General features: G+C 68.4%; 17 protein-coding genes. 4 read left to right on the forward strand and 13 right to left on the reverse strand.

Features of this window, described 5'->3' with window-relative positions:
- From OHA10_RS02050 to OHA10_RS02065, 4 genes are all read right to left on the reverse strand, one after another.
- Window positions 1-609, reverse strand: a complete 609-nt coding sequence (locus OHA10_RS02050) for an anti-sigma factor (protein WP_371404454.1) — start codon at window positions 607-609, stop codon at window positions 1-3.
- Window positions 606-1,274: an RNA polymerase sigma factor SigE gene (gene sigE / locus OHA10_RS02055; RefSeq protein ID WP_371404455.1), complete on the reverse strand. Its 669-nt coding sequence runs from the start codon at window positions 1,272-1,274 to the stop codon at window positions 606-608. The genes OHA10_RS02050 and sigE overlap by 4 nt, the downstream gene beginning before the upstream one ends.
- Window positions 1,275-1,424: 150 nt before the next feature.
- Entirely contained in the window at window positions 1,425-1,646 is a 222-nt protein-coding gene (locus tag OHA10_RS02060) for a biotin/lipoyl-binding carrier protein (protein ID WP_371404456.1), read from the reverse strand.
- Window positions 1,647-1,778: 132 nt separating this feature from the next.
- On the reverse strand, window positions 1,779-4,544 hold the full coding sequence (locus OHA10_RS02065; RefSeq protein WP_371404457.1) for a sugar-binding protein: 2,766 nt from the start codon (window positions 4,542-4,544) through the stop codon (window positions 1,779-1,781).
- Between the two features lie 100 nt (window positions 4,545-4,644).
- Here OHA10_RS02065 and OHA10_RS02070 point away from each other — a divergent pair, with 100 nt between their 5' ends.
- Window positions 4,645-5,643, forward strand: coding sequence for a LacI family DNA-binding transcriptional regulator (locus OHA10_RS02070; protein ID WP_371404458.1), 999 nt, complete (start codon window positions 4,645-4,647; stop codon window positions 5,641-5,643).
- Here the strand turns inward: OHA10_RS02070 and OHA10_RS02075 are convergent.
- The 5 genes from OHA10_RS02075 to OHA10_RS02095 all read right to left on the reverse strand — a co-directional run bounded on the left by OHA10_RS02075 (window position 5,616) and on the right by OHA10_RS02095 (window position 10,221).
- Complete coding sequence (locus tag OHA10_RS02075) at window positions 5,616-6,479, reverse strand: NAD-dependent epimerase/dehydratase family protein (RefSeq protein WP_371404459.1); 864 nt, start codon at window positions 6,477-6,479, stop codon at window positions 5,616-5,618. The two genes, OHA10_RS02070 and OHA10_RS02075, sit on opposite strands and share 28 nt — an antisense overlap.
- Window positions 6,476-7,360, reverse strand: coding sequence for a carbohydrate ABC transporter permease (locus OHA10_RS02080; RefSeq protein WP_371404460.1), 885 nt, complete (start codon window positions 7,358-7,360; stop codon window positions 6,476-6,478). The genes OHA10_RS02075 and OHA10_RS02080 overlap by 4 nt, the downstream gene beginning before the upstream one ends.
- Window positions 7,357-8,199: a carbohydrate ABC transporter permease gene (locus OHA10_RS02085; protein ID WP_371404461.1), complete on the reverse strand. Its 843-nt coding sequence runs from the start codon at window positions 8,197-8,199 to the stop codon at window positions 7,357-7,359. The genes OHA10_RS02080 and OHA10_RS02085 overlap by 4 nt, the downstream gene beginning before the upstream one ends.
- 34 nt (window positions 8,200-8,233) lie before the next feature.
- The gene (locus OHA10_RS02090; protein ID WP_371404462.1) at window positions 8,234-9,595 is read right to left on the reverse strand and encodes an extracellular solute-binding protein; all 1,362 of its coding nucleotides are present in this window, start codon (window positions 9,593-9,595) and stop codon (window positions 8,234-8,236) included.
- A gap of 104 nt (window positions 9,596-9,699) precedes the next feature.
- Window positions 9,700-10,221 (reverse strand): ABATE domain-containing protein, encoded by a 522-nt coding sequence (locus OHA10_RS02095; RefSeq protein ID WP_371404463.1) that lies wholly within the window; start codon window positions 10,219-10,221, stop codon window positions 9,700-9,702.
- Window positions 10,222-10,293: 72 nt separating this feature from the next.
- On the opposite strand from OHA10_RS02095, the gene OHA10_RS02100 reads away from it, so the two are divergent.
- Window positions 10,294-11,472 carry an MFS transporter gene (locus tag OHA10_RS02100; protein ID WP_371404464.1) on the forward strand — a complete coding sequence of 393 codons (1,179 nt, stop codon included), beginning with the start codon at window positions 10,294-10,296 and terminating at the stop codon, window positions 11,470-11,472.
- 87 nt (window positions 11,473-11,559) lie between these two features.
- Here the strand turns inward: OHA10_RS02100 and OHA10_RS02105 are convergent, their stop codons facing one another.
- Window positions 11,560-12,420 carry an SIS domain-containing protein gene (locus OHA10_RS02105; protein WP_371404465.1) on the reverse strand — a complete coding sequence of 287 codons (861 nt, stop codon included), beginning with the start codon at window positions 12,418-12,420 and terminating at the stop codon, window positions 11,560-11,562.
- Window positions 12,421-12,539: 119 nt separating this feature from the next.
- Between OHA10_RS02105 and OHA10_RS02110 the strand changes: the two genes are divergently transcribed.
- Together OHA10_RS02110 and OHA10_RS02115 are read left to right on the forward strand one after the other, a co-directional pair.
- Window positions 12,540-13,322 carry a DeoR/GlpR family DNA-binding transcription regulator gene (locus OHA10_RS02110; protein WP_371404466.1) on the forward strand — a complete coding sequence of 261 codons (783 nt, stop codon included), beginning with the start codon at window positions 12,540-12,542 and terminating at the stop codon, window positions 13,320-13,322.
- 139 nt (window positions 13,323-13,461) lie between these two features.
- Window positions 13,462-14,151, forward strand: coding sequence for an O-methyltransferase (locus OHA10_RS02115; RefSeq protein WP_371404467.1), 690 nt, complete (start codon window positions 13,462-13,464; stop codon window positions 14,149-14,151).
- A gap of 1 nt (window position 14,152) precedes the next feature.
- Here OHA10_RS02115 and OHA10_RS02120 read toward each other — a convergent pair whose 3' ends face one another.
- The 3 genes from OHA10_RS02120 to OHA10_RS02130 all read right to left on the reverse strand — a co-directional run bounded on the left by OHA10_RS02120 (window position 14,153) and on the right by OHA10_RS02130 (window position 16,685).
- On the reverse strand, window positions 14,153-14,875 hold the full coding sequence (locus tag OHA10_RS02120) for an alpha/beta hydrolase family protein (protein WP_371404468.1): 723 nt from the start codon (window positions 14,873-14,875) through the stop codon (window positions 14,153-14,155).
- Window positions 14,872-15,867: an amidohydrolase family protein gene (locus OHA10_RS02125; RefSeq protein WP_371404469.1), complete on the reverse strand. Its 996-nt coding sequence runs from the start codon at window positions 15,865-15,867 to the stop codon at window positions 14,872-14,874. The genes OHA10_RS02120 and OHA10_RS02125 overlap by 4 nt, the downstream gene beginning before the upstream one ends.
- Window positions 15,868-16,166: 299 nt before the next feature.
- Window positions 16,167-16,685 (reverse strand): 3-hydroxyanthranilate 3,4-dioxygenase, encoded by a 519-nt coding sequence (locus OHA10_RS02130; protein WP_371404470.1) that lies wholly within the window; start codon window positions 16,683-16,685, stop codon window positions 16,167-16,169.
- Window position 16,686: the final 1 nt, after the last annotated feature.

Below are 16,686 nucleotides of genomic sequence, written 5' to 3' on the forward strand. Positions count from 1 at the left end.
TCAACGCCCTGTCAGGGCCACCGGCTGGAGCGTCGAGGTCAGCCCGGCGTACCCAGAACCGTTGTAGGAGTTGAGCACGGCGACCGGATCCGCGAACGGGGCTCCGCCGCTCGTGGTCGCGTGGTCGGACGTGAAGCTCGCGACCGGCGGCTGCAACGCCGGCGGCTGCTCCGACCGGGCCGGGTCGCCGACGACGAACGCAGTACCGAGCAGGGAGGCGACCGCGGCAGCTGAGCCGGCTGCGCCCAGCACGCCGGCACGGCGGCGGGACCTGGTGCCGCGGGCGGCGCCGGGCCGGGTGCCACCGGTCCGGCCGGCGGGGAACGCGGACCGCTGCGGGAACAGGCTGACGGCCGGCGTGAGCACCGGACGGACCTCTTCCCGTGGCTCGGTCGCGAACGACGAGACGCCCATCAGGCGCTGCATCAGGTCGGTGGACGGGTCCTGCGAGTCCAGGCCGGCCATCCGCGCCTTCAGCCGGCGCTGTGCGTCCACCTCGGCGCGACAGGTGTCGCAACCGACCAGGTGGCTCAGCACCTTGTCGCGGGAGTCGTGGTCGAGCTCACCGTCGACCACGGCGCTCAGCTTGTCGAGCGGGTGCAGACTCATCGGAGGTCGCCTCCGTCGCTGAACAGGCCACCGTCGGCCGGTGGACCGCCGACCCGGGTCTGGCCGGACCGCGGGGCCCGGTGCTCCAGGTGTTTGCGCAGCATCGACCGGCCGCGGTGGATGCGGCTGCGGACGGTGCCGAGCTTCACGTCCAGGACGTCGGCGATCTCGTCGTACGTCATGCCCTCGATGTCGCACAGCACGACGGCGGCGCGGAAGTCCTCGGGCAGCGCGTCGAGCGCGTCCTGCACGTCGTGGTCGAACAGGTCGGAGTCCAGCTTCTCGGCCGGGCCCTCGCCCTTGGCCGGCAGCCGGTCGTGGGCGTCCTCGGGCAGGCCGTCGAAGCGGATCCGCTGCTTACGGCGGGCGCCGTCGAGGAACAGGTTCGTGGTGATCCGGTACAGCCAGCCCTCGAAGGTGCCCGGCGTGTACGACGACAGCGAGCGGAAGACCCGGACGAACACTTCCTGGGTCAGGTCCTCGGCGTCGTGCTTGTTACCCGTCAGGCGGTAGGCGAGCCGGTAGACCCGGGCGGAGTGGGCGCGGACGATCTCGTCCCACGAGGGCAGCACCTCCGGCGCCTCCGGCGCGGGCGCGGTCCTGGTGTCGGCGGGCTTCACCGCGACGCCTCCCTGGGTCCTCTCGGCAATAAGCGTGAAGGCCATGGTGCCGCGGTCACCGTCCTCTGCGCACGTCGGGAAGACCCGGGTAGAACCCTGAGTCGCTCGTACGACGGCTCAACGCGGCGCCCCGGCCGGAAGTTCCCGGCCGGTGCCCTCACCGGTAAAGACGCGCAGCAGGCCATTTCGGTTGAATCAGTTCTCCTCGATCACGGCGATCGGGTCGCCGTCGCGGACAACCTCACCTTCGGCGACCTTCAGCTCGGTGATCGTGCCGGCCACCTCGGCGAGCACCGGGATCTCCATCTTCATCGACTCCAGGATGACCAGGGTGTCCTCGGGACCCACCGTGTCCCCGGCCTTGGCGGTGACCTTCAGCACATTGGCCACCAGCTCGGCCAGCACGGTGTGACTCAACTCGCACTCCTCTGTACCCCGGTCTGTACTCCGGATGTCTCGATCCTAGGCGGGGCGCAAGGGTTCGGCGTAGGTGCCCCTCGGGCAGCAGACCAGGGCACCTACGCCGAGTCAGTCGGCGGCTCTGCGCGGCTAGCGCGCCGCCTCCGGTGCGAGCCGGACCGGGTTGAACAGCGCCGGGTTCTTCGTCTCCGCGACGCCCTTGCCCCAGGTCAGCCAGCCGCGCCGCCCGGTGCCGTCGTTCTCGTTGATCACCACGGTCGTCGACAGCAGCCGGTCCTTGGCCGCGAATCCGAGCGTGCTCCACGGGATCGCGATCTCGTACGTCGTGGTGTGGGCGGTCTCGTCGCGCACGACCTTGGCCTGTACGCCCGGCGGCACGCCGGCCTGGGAGGTCGGTGTCCAACGCCAGGTGTCGACCGGACCGGCGTCGGTCAGCGCAGCACCGATCTCCTGCGTCTGGGTGGTCTCGCCCGGCGCACCTGCGGTCATCCCGAGCTGCAGACCGTCACCGCCCCAGATGTTGCCGGCCCGGTTCGGCTGCGAGAACACGTCATCGGTGACCTTGGCGGACAGATACAGGTTGTCGTCGTCGTGTGTGAGCCACAGCGAACCCGACAGGTCACTCGGCCCACCCCACCCGGTCACCGGCGGCGTACCGGTCCCTTCCAGCGCGATTGCCGGCTGCCGTGCGACGGCCGGGTCGATGACCCCGTCCAGCTTCACGGTGTACCGCTTGGCGACGGTCGGCGCAGTGACGGGCACCAGCGTCCCCGATGCCTTGATATCCGCCTCGCCGGTCCGCCGCAGGCTCGCGGACCACGTCGAAGGTGCTGACAGGCTGATCGGCACATCAACCTCTCGCGTGGCATTCGCCGCGACCGTGCACCCAGCCAGCAACGTCCCGGACGCACTACCGGACACCCAATCGAGCCCGGCCACCTCCTGCGCATGCGAAGACGCATTCGTCACCCGGAACCGCAGCAGATCCTTCCCACTCCCGTTGACGACATGTGACGCAGTCACTGACAGCGGTGGAGTCGCGGTGCCGCTCGCCGACACCAGTGCGACTGCCTGTCCATCCACAGTGACCTTGGCCGAGTAGGTGCGCGGTCCGGTCGAGTCCTGCGCCGGGTAGCTGACCGGAGTGGTCGCGGTAGCACCTGCGGCGACAGAGCCGGTGGTGTCAGCACCGCCTGCCGACACGGTGTAGGCGTGAGTGACCGCATCCGGGTTCGTGAAGGTCAGCGTGCCCGTGGCCGGGTCTCCCGCGATCTCCGGCGCCACCGACAGCGCGAACCGCGACGACGGAAGCATCGGCCCACTGATCGCACCACGCAGATAGACCGGGTCCGGCCCGGCTGTCACCCACACATGACCGCCAGGGTCCGCGGTGAGGGTCGTCGTCGCGCCGTACAGGTTCGTGACCTCGACGGTCGACCCTGCGGGCGCAGTCGCCGCTACGACTCCTGGTGTGGTCGACCAGACTGCATGCACGGACTGTCCACCGCCGGCGTTGAAGGCGACGTCGTACCCGTTGGATCCGAAGCGGGTCTCCCCGATCAGCGGGAGCTCGTCGATCTGGCGGGCCAGGACGGCGGTGGCGACGTACGACGGCTTCGGGACGAGCGCGCCGCGGGTGTCGAGCCGGTTGCGCACCAGGCCGAACCGGTTCTCGACGTTGGACGGGTCGGTGCCCGAGTCCATGAAGTTGTACGAGCTGTAGCGCGCCACACCGTTCCCGTACGCCAGCAGGTTGCCGCGCACCAGATCACGCGCCTGAGCCGGCTCCGACACCGCGCTCGGGTTGGTACCGGTGGCCCAGCCCTGCTCGCTGATGTAGATCGGCTTGGTCGAGCCGTGCGCCGCCATGATGCTGCGGATCGTGTTGACGTAGGTGACCGACGCCTCCGGGTCCAGCGGCTGCACGTACGGGTGGATGGTCACCGCGTCCACGTAGTCCAGCCCGCCGAGGTCGGCGAACTTGGTGAACCAGCCCTGCCAGTCGTTGATGACCGCCAGCGACGGACCGGTCAGCTTCACGTCCGGGTGCTTCGCCCGGACCGCCGCGCTCACCATCTTGAGCAGTGCGACGTAGTTCTCCGGGCTGGCCTTCGCGGCGCCGTTCGGGTCGCGCAGGTTCCACTCGTTCCACAGCTCGTACGTCGTGTGCTCGGTACCCCACTGGTCCACCGCAGCGACGGCGTACCGCGTGAAGGCCTCCCGCTGCTCGTCGGTCGACGGGGCCTCGTCCGGGTAGTACAGCGTGTTGCCGTAGTCGAGGATGTTCAGGAAGTCCACGTTGTTCGCGTCCAGTGCGGCCTTGTAGTCCTTGTACCGCTGCGGGAACGCGATAACGCCCTTGGTGGTCTCGGCCGCCGCCCAGAACGCCTCGTCCCGGTCGGTGGAGATTCCGCCCTGAGCCATCAGCGGTACCGCCTCCAGACCGGGATTGGCCGTGCCGCCGAACCCCAGTGCGCCCGCGACGCCGATCCGAGTGTCCGTCGAGGTGGAGAAGTCGTGCGGAGTCAGTACGGCGAAGTCCGTGCCGCCGAGCGTGGTCGTGCCGTCGGACCCGACTGCCGCGAGGTCGGTCTGGTACCAGCCCGGCGTACTGATCGACAGCGGAAGCTGTCCGTTGAGCGAGGCGGCCGATGCGGAGCCCTTGGCGACCTCGGTGCCGCCGGCGTCGCGGACGGTCCAGTTGACGGTCGCGGCGTCGGTGCTGAAGCCGAGCTTCACCTGCTGCCCGACGGTGAAGGTGTTGCCGACCGTGGTCGGCGTGATGGTCAGAGTCGGCGCGGCGGTCGTCGCGGCGCGGGCAGGTGACTGGATGACGGCGGCCAGCAGCAAGCCGGCCGTGAGAAGACTGACTGCGCCGGAGCGGCGACGGGTCATGAAGTGCTCCTCCCAGGGGAAGCGAAAGCGGTTTCGCAAATCACACCTTCATACGCCGCGAGGCGGCTGTCAACGGGTCAGAGCTGACTACGATGTGCACATGGCCGAATCAGTGATCACCCTGTCCGACGTGGCCGCTGCGGCTGGGGTGTCGCTCTCGACGGCCTCCAAGGCGCTGAACGGCACCGATCGGATCTCCGAAGCCACCCGGGAACACGTGCGGGTCACGGCGGACCGGCTCGGCTTCCGGCACAACGCGCTGGCCCGCTCGTTCGCCCGCGGCCGCAGCCAGACCATCGGCGTCCTCACCCACCGCGCGTCGAACCCGTTCACCCGCGTGGTCCTGGCCACCGCCGCCACCGAGCTCGGCGCCAAGGAGCAGGCCATCCTGCTGTACGACGCCCGCATGGAGGAGCAGCACGACGTGACCGAGAGCGTCCTGCAGCTCCGGGCCCGCCGGATCGACGGCGTGATCGTGATCGGCACCAGTACGTCGTTCCGGACGCCGTCGTTCACCAGCCGGTTCGACGTCCCGGTGATCAACGCGTTCACGGTTCCGGAGGACCCGCAGGACACCACGATCACCGCCGACGACCACGCCATCGGCCGGCTCGCGATCAGCCACCTGCTGGCCGGCGGCCGGCGCAAGATCGCGCACCTCACCGCCGAGCCGCACGACATGGCAGCGCAACGACGAGCCGAGGGCGCCGGTCAGCTCCTCGCCGAAGCCGGACTCGAATGGGCGGCACCGGTCCGCTTCGGCCGCTGGCGCGAGGAGTGGGGCGAGCAGGCCGCGACCGAGCTGCTGGCCGAGGCCCCCGACCTGGACGCGATCTTCTGCGGCAGCGACGCCATCGGCCGTGGTGTGGAGCGGGTGGTCCGGGCCAGCGGCCGGCAGGTGCCCGGTGACATCGCCCTGATCGGCGTCGACAACTGGGAGAGCCTGATGCACGACCAGCGCGGCACCAGGCACCTGACCACGATCGACGTCGGCCTCGAGGAGATCGGCCGCCAGGTCGCCAACCGGCTACTGGAGGGCGACCTCAAGCCCGGCGTGGAGTACGTCGAACCTCACGTGGTCGTCGCGGACACCGCCTGATCGTGGATCGAGTACCGCGGACTGAAGCCCAGTAGTTCCCGCGCCCGCGTGGTGTCGACCAGCGAATCACGTCCCTGCACCGGTCGCCTCAACGGAACTGCCGGTGCGTACTCACGCAGCAGTTCGTCGGTCTTCCGGTCGATGAGGATGTCGTCGGCGGCCAGACCGAGCACGTGCGCACCCGGGGCCGTCGACTCGAGGGCGGCGATGATCGCCCGTACACCGTCCCGCAGGTCGAGGTAGGCCCAGCCTTCGCGCGCCATCACCGACGGGTCGTTCTCGGCCCGCGCTGCGAACTTGAACAGCTCCTCGCGACTCTTCACCAACGGGAACCGCAGTGCGATCACGTTGATCCCCCAGCGGCGCCAGGCCATCCGCGCGCTCTGTTCGTCGACACTTTTGGACAACGAGTACGCGTCAGCGATATCCGCCTCCACCTCCTCGTCCAATGGGTAGTACGCCGGCTCCACCTCGTTCACGTTCATCGGTACGCCGAACGCGTTGATGCTGCTGGCAATCACCACCCGCTCGATCCCCTGCTGCCCGGCCTGGGCCAGCACGTTGAACGTCGCGGCGACGTTGTTCTCGAACACCTCCTCCGGCGTACCCAGGCTGGGATGTGGAATCGCGGCCAGGTGCAGTACGGCGTCCACGCCGTCGAGTGCGGCCGTCACGTCCTCGGCCGACCGCGCATCGCCGACGATCGGACGGTCCGCCGTACTGCTGTGGTCGTAGCGCAGCGACAGACCGGTCACGTCGTACCCGGCAGCTTGTAGGCCGTCGACCGCGGCCCGGCCGATCGATCCGTCCGCACCGGTGACCAGAACACGTTTCACGCCTTGATTCCCCCAGACAGGCCCACACCACGTAGAAATGCTCGCTGGAAAACCAGGAACAGCAGCACCGGGATCAGCAGGGCCAGGAACAGCCCCGCCAACTGGATGTTGAGCTCCGTCACCTTGGCGATCTTGGGCAACGCCACCGAGACCGGCTGCAGATCCGGATTCGTCAGCACCAGCAGAGGCCACAGGTAGTCCTTCCAGGAGGAGATGATGCTGAGCAGCACGACCACACCGAGGATCGGCCGCGACAGCGGGAGCACGAGCGAGGTGAACACGCGGATCGACCCGGCGCCGTCGATCCGGGCCGCTTCGAAGTACTCGCGCGGGATGCCGTCGAAGAACCGCTTCACAATCAGTACGTTGAACGCACTGGCCGCGGGTGGCAGCCAGACCGCCCAGAACGTGTTGGTCAGGTTCGCGTGCACCACGGGCACTTTCAGCACGGTCAAGTACAGCGGCACGAGCGAGACGATGTGCGGGACGAACAGCGTCGCCAGGATCCCTGCGGACAGCACTGCGCCCCACCGCGGCCGGAGCACGCTCAGTACGTAGCCGGCCGTCGTACAGACGATCAGGGACGCCAGCGCAGTACCTGCCGCGATCATGGCGGTGTTGCCGAGGTAGTAGCCGATGTGGCCCTGTTGCCAGGCAGTGGCGAGGTTGCCCCACTGCACCTGGCCGGACGGGAACCACGCAAGTGGCGACCGGATGCTGTCCTGTGTCGGCGAGATCGCTGCCTTGAGCAACCAAAGCAGCGGACCGAGACCGGCGATGAGCAGTCCGATCAGTACGACGACCTGCCCGACGACGAACGGCACTCGAACCCGGGTGAGCCGGCGGTCGGAATCCGACAGCGCACCCCGATCCCCGCTCACTCCGTACTCCAGCCACGCGTCGCCAACTGGAAGGCTGCCGACAGTACTGCGAGGGCCAGCGCCAGCAGCACGCTCAGCGCAGTGGCAGCGCCATAGTCACCGTTGACGAAGGCGTAGTTGTAGATGAGCAGCAGAATCGTCATGGTCGACCCCTGCGGTCCGCCGCCGGTGAACAGCAGCGGCTCGGTGAACAGTTGCATCGTGCCGATCACCTGCAGGAGCAGCATCAGCAGCAGGACACCCCGCAGGTGCGGCAGCATCACGTGCCACACCCGTCGTACGACGCCTGCTCCGTCCAGCTCGGCCGCCTCGTACAGGTCCGCGCGTACCGAGGTCAGCGCGGCCAGGTAGATGATCACTGCGTTGCCCGCACCGGCCCAGGTCGCTTCCAGCACGATCGACGGCATCGCGGACGACGGACTGTCCAGCCAGGGGTACGGTCCGAGTCCGACGGTGCCGAGGATGGTGTTGAACATCCCGCTCGGCGACGGGTCGTAGAAGAACCGCCAGAGCAGGATGGCGACCACCGGCGGCGTGATCACCGGCAGGTACGCCAGTGTCGAGTACAGCCAGGACTTGCCCCTCAACTCGGACAGGAACATCGCCAGCAGCACCGGCACCGGGAAGCCGAACAGCAAAGCCAGCAAGGTGAACCAGAGCGTGTTCAGCGCTGCCTGACCGACACCAGGGTCCGACAGCACGTACCGGAAGTTCTCCAGCCCGACCCACTTGACCGGATCGATCAGGTTGGTCTGCTGGACGCTCATCACCAGGCCCTTGACGATCGGGCCCCACGAGAACACCACGAAGACCAGGAGCACCGGCAGCGCGAACAGCACCGCCGGTACTCCGTTGCGCAGGCGGCGGAGCAAGTCAGCGCCCGAGCTTGGCATTCACGGTGCCGGCGGCCTTGGTCAGCAGCGCCGGGATGTCGGCCTTCGCGTTGCCCAGCACGGTCTGCACGACCGGGTCGAGCGCGGCGTACACCTCCTGAGCCTTCACCGGCGGCTCAGGGATGATCTTCTGGTCGGCCGCCACCTTGGTGTACGGCGCGAACTGGTCCAACGGCACATTGACGTACGGCTTGATCCAGCTCTGGTACGTCGCCCACTGGTCAGCCGCGACCACCGGCAGGCCCGGCGTTCCGACCGGCAGCTTCCCAGCCACGCCGGCCTTGGCGGCTGTCACCGCGGCGTCCTGGTTCACGTACTTGTTCAGGTAGTTGAACTTGATCCACTTGACCGCGGCCGACTTCTCGGCGTCCGTCGCGTTCGGGCTGACGATCTGGACGCTGCCGCCACTGAGCGTGCCGTGGTCGCCGCCCTGCTGCGGCATCGGGCCGATGCCGAACGCCGACGACTTCAGGCCGTTGATGTTGACCAGCGTGCGGTACGCGTCCGGCGCCGACATGAACATGCCGATCTTGCCGGCCGCGAACGCCTTCGAGATGCCGTCGATGTCGTAGAGCACGGCCTGCCCCATGGACTTGTCGACCCACTTCATGTCGTGCAGCAGCTGCAGCGCAGCCTTGGACGGCGCGTCGTCGAACGTCGCCTGGCTACCGTCCTCGTTCTCGATCGAACCGCCGAACGCGTAGCTCTGGGTGGTGAACATCCAGCCGCCGGTGTTGTTCGTGGTCATCTGCGCGTAGCCGGCCTGCCCGGTCTTCTGCGCGATCTGCTTGGCGTCCTGCCGGAGTTCGTCCCAGGTCGCCGGCGGCTTGTCCGGGTCCAGACCGGCCTTCTTGAACAGGTCGCGGTTGTAGACCAGACCCACGGAGTACGCCGCGGTCGGGACCGCGAACACGTTGCCGGACTGGTCCTGGGCGATCTTGAGCACGTTCGGGTTCAGCTGGCTCATCAAGCCGTCGTCCTTGAGCACCTTGGTCAGGTCCGCGACCTGCTTGCGGGCGATCAGGCCCTGCGGCTCGGTGAACGGCACGTTGAGCACGTCCGGCAACTGACCGCCGGCCGCCTGCGCCTGGAACGTGGTCGCGTCCCAGAGCGTCTCGACCGGGTTCAGCTTGATATCCGGGTTCGCCTTCTCGAAGTCGGCGACCCGCTTGTCGAACGCCGCCCGGTTGGCGGGATCCGAGCTGGTCGGACGGTCACCGACCGTGATCGTCACCTGTCCACTCGAGCCGGAATCACCGGTCGAGGACGGCGCACTGGAGCAGGCCACCAGCAAGAACGGCACTGAAAGCCCTGCCGCACAACGGATTGCGAATCTGTTCATCGAAGCTCCTCTGCGGGGATGGCGATCGGCGAGCCGACCGTTCCGCAGAGTAGCGCAAGCGCTTTCGCAAATACTAGACCTCAGCGAAACTGGTTTCGCATCTGTTAGCTCCGCCGGGCCCGGTACGACGCGACCCGGCTGCGACTGCCGCATTTCGGCGTGCAGAACCGGCGCGGCCGTCGCTCCGCCGGGTTCGCGAAAACCCGCTCACAGTCGACGGCGGCGCAGACACCCAGCGCCTCGAAGCCGTGGCCTGCCACGAATGTCGCCAGGCCGAGCGCGGTCGTCGCCGCCAACCATTCGGCCCACGACGCACCCGGCTCCGCCACATGCAGATGCCACGGCGAGCCATCGTGATCCGAGAGATACGGCCGTACGGCGTACTCCGCGAGCAGCCCGTTGATCACTTCAGCCCCACCCGCGTCGAAGACCGGCCGCACCCGCTCGCGTACTGCGCGGACCGCGGTCAGGTCGTCCTCGGTCAACTCGATCGGGTCGGACTCGCCGTGCTCGAGCAGGAACGCACGCAGCGCGGCCGGCGAGGTCAACTGCTCGGGATCGCGCGTTCGCGTGTTCACCAGGTCGACGGCGAGCCGGATCAGCCGATCCGGGGACTGGATTTCCACTGGACTCCTCCCGTAACGCATTTGTTAGCGTAACGCGTAACAGCTTAGATTGCGTTACAGGAGGTCCGGCGCGTGCCCAGCTACTACCTTGCGGCGACGCTGGCGCGGTTCGCCGATGAGATGGTTGCGTTCACGCTTGTACTGCTCGTGCTGGATCGCACCGACAGTCCGACGCTCGCCGGCATCACCGGGGCCGCCTACGCTCTCCCGGCCATCGTCACCGGTCCGTTGCTCGGAGCGTGGCTCGACCGGACGGCGTACCGGCGTAGTGCGCTGGCGGTCAACCAGGCGACGCTTGGAGCGGTCATGGTCGGCCTGCTGCTGGTCGTCGGACACAGTCCGAGCTGGGTGCCGCCGGCCCTTGCGGCGGTTGCGGGGGCGACGTTGCCGATGGTGAGCGGCGGGTTCACCAGCATGCTGCCGAGTCTGTTCCGGCCGGAGCGGCTGGCGCGAGCGAACGCGTTCGAGTCGGTCAGCTTCAGCAGCGCGACCATCGCCGGGCCGTCGACCGCGGCAACCGTTGCAGCCGTCGCCTCGGTCGATGCGGCCGCGGTGGTGATCGTGATCGCAGCGGCGCTGAGCATCCTGGCGATCAGTCGCCTGCCGGCCCTCCCGCCGGTCGGCGCCGGCGGCGAGCCGTTCTTCAGCTCGGTCGTCGGCGGTCTGGTTCACCTCGCCCGTACGCCGCGACTGCGGGCGTCGACTGTCACGACGACGCTACTGATGGGCTTCACCGGCATCCTGCTGATCGCACTGCCGCTGCACATGCCTTCACTCGGCATGCCGAAGTCCGCGGCGGGCTATCTGTGGACCGCGGTCGAGATCGGCAGTGTCACCACGGCACTGCTGCTCAGCCGACTGCAGTCGCGCTGGCGTCCGGAGTACGTCGTGATGGTGTCGGTCGCCGCCTACGGTCTGGTACTTCTCACGTGGCCGCTCGCGAACACGTTCGTAGTACTCGTCCTGCTCGCGGTCGCGGCCGGCCTGGCCGAGGGACCGGCACTACCGGCGATGTTCGCGGCGCGGCAGCAGTACAGCCCGCCGTACCTCCAGGGCCGGGTCAGTACGTCCGCCGCGAGCCTCCGCGTCGGCACCTCCGCGCTGGGCCAAGCCACCGCCGGCGTGCTCGTCCCGCTCGTCGGCACCCCCGCCACCATCACCGCAGCTGCCCTAGGCCTCCTCACCGCAGCCGCCGGCGGCCTCCTCACCGCAGCCGTGCTCGGCCGCCTGGCTCGCACCACGAGCGGATAACCCCTGGAGTTGCCCCTTCTCCGGCCTTGTAAGGGTGGGAGAAGGAGCAAGTCCAGGGGTTATCCCCTCGTGTGGTCGGTGCCGGGGTCAGCCGAGGATGACGGAGCGGGAGAGGCTGCGCGGCTGGTCGGGGTTGAGGCCGAGTGCGAGCGACTTGGCCACCGCGACCCGCTGGGCGACGACGAGCGACGCCATCGGGTCCAGGTCGTGGTGTACGACGGTGGCACCGGTCGCGGCCACGTCGTCGAGCAGACCCACCGGCGGCTCGCCGAAGATCCAGACCCCGCGCCCGGGCTGCGCGATCGCGATCGGACCGTGCCGGTAGTCCATCGCCGGGTACGCCTCGGTCCACGCCGACGCGGCCTCACGCTGCTTGAGCGCGGCCTCGTGCGCGAGGCCGACCGTCCACCGCGTGCCGAGGTACGTGACCTGCTCCAGCTTGGCCAGGTCGTCCACGTCGATGGTCAGTGCGGTCTGAGCGTCCGCAGCGGCCTGGGTCAGGTCCTGACCGAGCGACGCGCGCAACAGGGCCAGCGTGGTGGTGGCGAACCGGGTCTGCACAACGGACTGCTCATCCGCGAAGTCCAGCATGATCGTGTGATCGGCCAGCTCGACGATCGGCGAGCCGGGCGTCGCGGTGATCGCGATGGTCGGCAGCTCGGTCGTCCGGATCAGGTCGAGTACTTCGGTCGTCGTACCGGAGCGGCTGATCACCACGACGGCGTCGTACGAGCGGCCGGCCGGGAACTCGGAGCCGGCGAACGCGTCGGTCTCGCCCTGACCGAGGTCCTCGCGCAGGGCGGCGTACGCCATCGCCATGAACCAGGAGGTGCCGCAGCCGACCGCCGCGACCCGTTGCCCGGCCGTCGGAAGTGCACCGCCGTACTGCGCGAAACCGTCCGAGATCTGTCGCCAGAGGTCGGGTTGGGTGGCGATCTCAGTGCTCACGAATGGTGTCTGCGTCATGTCGTCTCCGCGCTTGTCATGGTCGAAACTGCTCGAACGTGATCGAATGGTGCCAACCAGCCGCCACCCGGCTGACCGATTGTGTGAAGGAGGAGCCCCGGGTGAAGCGTTATGAACGCCTGAACACCTTGCTCGAGTCGCTCGCCGAGAAGGGCGCCATCGACGTCGACGAGCTCGCCGAGCAGTTGCACGTCTCGGCGGCCACGATCAGGCGCGACCTGGACCATCTCGGCAAGCAGCAGCTCCTCACCCGGACCCGCGGCGGCGCCGTGGCCAACGCGGTGTCGTACGACCTGCCGCTGCGCTACAAGACTGCGCGTTTCGCGTCCGAGAAGCAGCGGATCGCGCAAGCCGCGGCCACGCTCGTCCGTCGCGGCATGGTGATCGGGATGAACGGCGGGACCACGATCTCCGAGGTGGCGCGCACACTGGCGACCCGCCCGGAGCTGTCCGCGGAGCACGGCGAGCCCGCGTTCACGCTCGTCACCAACGCGCTGAACATCGCCAACGAGCTGATCGTCCGGCCGCACGTGAAGATGGTGCTGACCGGCGGCGTGGCCCGGCCGCAGTCCTACGAGATGATCGGCCCGCTCTCGCACCGGATCCTGTCCGACCTGTCGCTGGACATCGCCTTCATCGGCGTCGACGGGATCGACGAGACCGGTGCCACCGCTCATCACGAGGGCGAGGCGAACATCAACCAGCTGATCGTCAGCCGGGCCGCGAAGGTGGTCGTGGTGGCCGACTCGTCCAAGCTCGGGCAGCGCGCCTTCGCCCGGATCTGCGAGCTGAGCGAGATCGACACCCTCGTCACCGACGCCCAGGCCGACGAGAGCCAGCTCTCGGTCTTCAAGGAAGCCGGTATCGACGTCATCCGCGCCTGACCGCACTCCTCACCACCTCCTCACGTCCACCAGAGGACGATCATATCTGATTGGGGGTCGGTTGTTATGAGCAAGAGTGCGCAACCTCCGCGCGTGCAGCACGGAAAGCGGACTTCCAACCGCTAGGCTCTGGTTCAGCATGGGTACCGCAGCCGCAGAACACTCCGCCGACCACTGGGAGGACGCCATCGCCACCGGCATCGACCCGACGTCCTGGGCGTACGCCGAGGACTACACCGGCGAGGACGAAGTCGTCACCGGTGCGCGGGCGAGCGCCGCGGACAGCGGTGTCGCCCCGATAGGCCCTGGCTCCGCGGCCGCCCTGAGCATGCTCGCCGCGGGCGCGGGTGCGAAGGCGGTCGTCGAGATCGGCACCGGGACCGGCGTCTCCGGGCTCGCCCTGCTGCGCGGGATGCGCGCCGACGGCACGCTGACCACCGTCGACATCGACGCGGAGAACCAGCGCCTGGCCCGCAAGACCTTCCTGGACGCGGGTGTCGCCTCCAACCGCTTCCGCCTGATCGCCGGCGCCGGGCTGGACGTGGTCACCCGCCTCACCGACGGGCACTACGACCTGGTCTTCTGCGACGCCGACCGGCGCGAGAACACGGCGTACCTGCACGAAGCCCTCCGCCTGCTCCGCCCCGGCGGCGTCGTCGCCTTCGCCGGCGTCCTCACCGGCGGCCGGGTAGCCGACCCCGCCCACCGCGACCCCGACACCATGGCCCTGCGAGACCTGATCCGAGCCGTCCGCGACGACGACAACCTCGTCTCGGCCCTCCTCCCCACCTCCGAAGGCCTCCTCACCGCCGCCAAGCGCATCAGCTGACCTAGCCGGTCAGGCGGGTCAGTTCGGTGGTTACTTCGTGCCAGGAGGCCGAGAGCGGGTCTATCAGTTCGTAGTGGGCGCAGTGTTGGACTCGAACCAGGCGGGCTGTGGGGTGGGCGGCGAAATACGACTCCGTGATGCTCAAGGGGACGCGGGTGTCGTCTGTGCCGTGGATGAGGGTTACCGGGGCGATGGGGGCGGGTAGGTGGACCGGGTCCAGGTCGTTGCGGACACCGCTGCCTATGAAGGCCTGTACGGCGCCCTCGTCGAGGTTGTAGCGGTCTGCCATCAAGAGGTCGGCTACAGGGGCCAGGGCGATCAGGCCGCGGAGGCGGACCGGGTTGGTGGTGGCGGCCAGCCAGAGTGCCAGTTGGCCGCCGGCTGAGTGGCCTACGAGGATGTAGCCGGCGTGGACGTCGACCAGGTCGGGTAGAGCGTCTATCGCCGTACGGATGTCCGATGTGGTGGCATCGGGGTCGCCCGGGACGCGGCGGTACTCGAGGGAGACGACCGGCCAGCCCAGGTCGGAGAGGGCTTCACCGAGTGGGCGGGCGTGTTTGCGGTCGTAGTCGGGGCGCCAGAAACCGCCGTGGATGAAGACGATCAGCGGGCGGTACTCCTTCGCGTGCCAGTAGTCGATCACCTGGTCCGCGTGGTCGCCGTACCGCAGCTGTTCGTCCGGCTCGCGGGCTTCGCGAGTCAGAACCGATCGGTCCTCGGTCATTCCGACCTCCCGAGATAGCGCAGGGCATTCGCCGTCAACAGCTTGTGCTGCTGCTCCGCGGTCAGGAAGCCGGCCTTCCGTACCACCTCCCCGACCGGCCGCTCACCCAGTGGATAGGGATAGTCACTGCCGACCAGAACGCGGTCTTCCCCCAAGGTATCGACAAGTAGCCGCAAAGGCGCTGATTCAAACACGACCGTGTCGACCAGGATCCGGTCCAGGTACGCCGACGGTGGGTGCTCCGAGCAACCACGGACGATGTCCCCGCGCCGGTGCCAGGCGTTCTCCAACCGGCCGAGCCAGAACGCGAAACTGCCGCCACCGTGGGCGAAACAGATCTTCAGGTACGGCGGCAACCGGTCGAACGCCCCGCCCAGGATCATCGCCAGCAACGACAGATGCGTCTCGGCGGGCATCCCGGTCAGCCAGCGCGCCATCCACCGGTCCAGCCGCGGCCCGCCCGGCATGTCCCACGGATGCACGAGCACCGGCGTACCGGTCTCGGCGCAATGGTTGAGGAAGGCAACGATCCCGGCGTCGTCGAGATCCTTGTCGCCGACGTGGTTCCCGATCTCGACGCCGACATGACCGGCCGCGCGGGCGCGGTCGAGCTCGGCGCACGCCAGGTCGGGGTCCTGCAGCGGCACCTGGCAGAACGGCACGAACCGGTCGTTACCTGCCAGCGTCTCCAGCGTGAGGTCGTTGAAGATCTCGGCCAGCTTGACGGCCTGCGCGGCCGGCCGCTCGTACCCGAAGAACACCGGCGTCGGCGACACCACCTGGAGATCGATGCCATCGGCATCCATATCCGTCGTACGGGTGGCCGGATCCCAAGCCTGCGGCCCGATCGGCCGGAACTCCGACGAGCCGATCATGATCATCGCGGCCCGCTCGGAGTCGATCCGCAGCCACGGCCAGCCGTCACCGCCGCACGCCGCCGCGAGGTCCGGCCACCCCTTCGGCACCAGATGCGTATGCACATCAACAGCCACCCATCGCTCCTCTCAACGTCGCCCATCCCCACGGGATGGGTTAGCCCATCCCGTTGCGGGTTCCCCCACCGTTACACCGACGGCGAACCCACCACGAGATGGGTTAACCCATCCTCTTGCGGGTTCCCCCACCGCTACACCGACGGCGAACCCACCACGGGATGGGTTTACCCATCCTCTTGCGGGTTCCCCCACCGTTACACCGACGGCGAACCCACCACGAGATGGGTTAACCCATCCCGCGGGGTCGGACGGGGACGGGTTGGATCGCGAGCGTCAGGCGGTGGGGAGGGGGAGGGTTAGGACTTACCGGGGTGCAGCGTGCCGCAGTTCGGGCAGGTGCGCGCGTCCTCGCTCTCGTAGAACGCCTTGAAGACCGGTGGCAGGTCGGCGACGATATCGGTCACCTGCAGCTCGACCTCGTGCACGATCCCGTTGCAATTGGCGCAGTACCAGCGGAACTTCTCCAGCGTGCCGGGCTCCCGGACCCGCTCGATCACCAGGCCGATCGAGTCCGCGTCGCGCTGCGGCGAGTGCGGCATGCTGCGCGGCAGCACCCACATCTCGCCCTCGTTGATGTCCACCCGGCCCGGGCCGTCGTCCGTCATCACGTCGACGTGCATCGTGCCCTTGATCTGGTAGAAGAACTCCTCGTACGGGTCGACGTGGAAGTCGGTGCGCTGGTTCGGGCCGCCGACGACCATCGTGATGAAGTCGTCCCCGGTCGGGAACATCTGCTTGTTGCCGACCGGCGGCTTCAGCAGGTGCTTGTTCTCCTCGATCCACTCCGGAAAGTTCGTCGACTCCAAGTTCGCCATC

It is taken from the genome of Kribbella sp. NBC_00662 (assembly GCF_041430295.1).
Taxonomy (GTDB): Bacteria; Actinomycetota; Actinomycetes; order Propionibacteriales; family Kribbellaceae; genus Kribbella.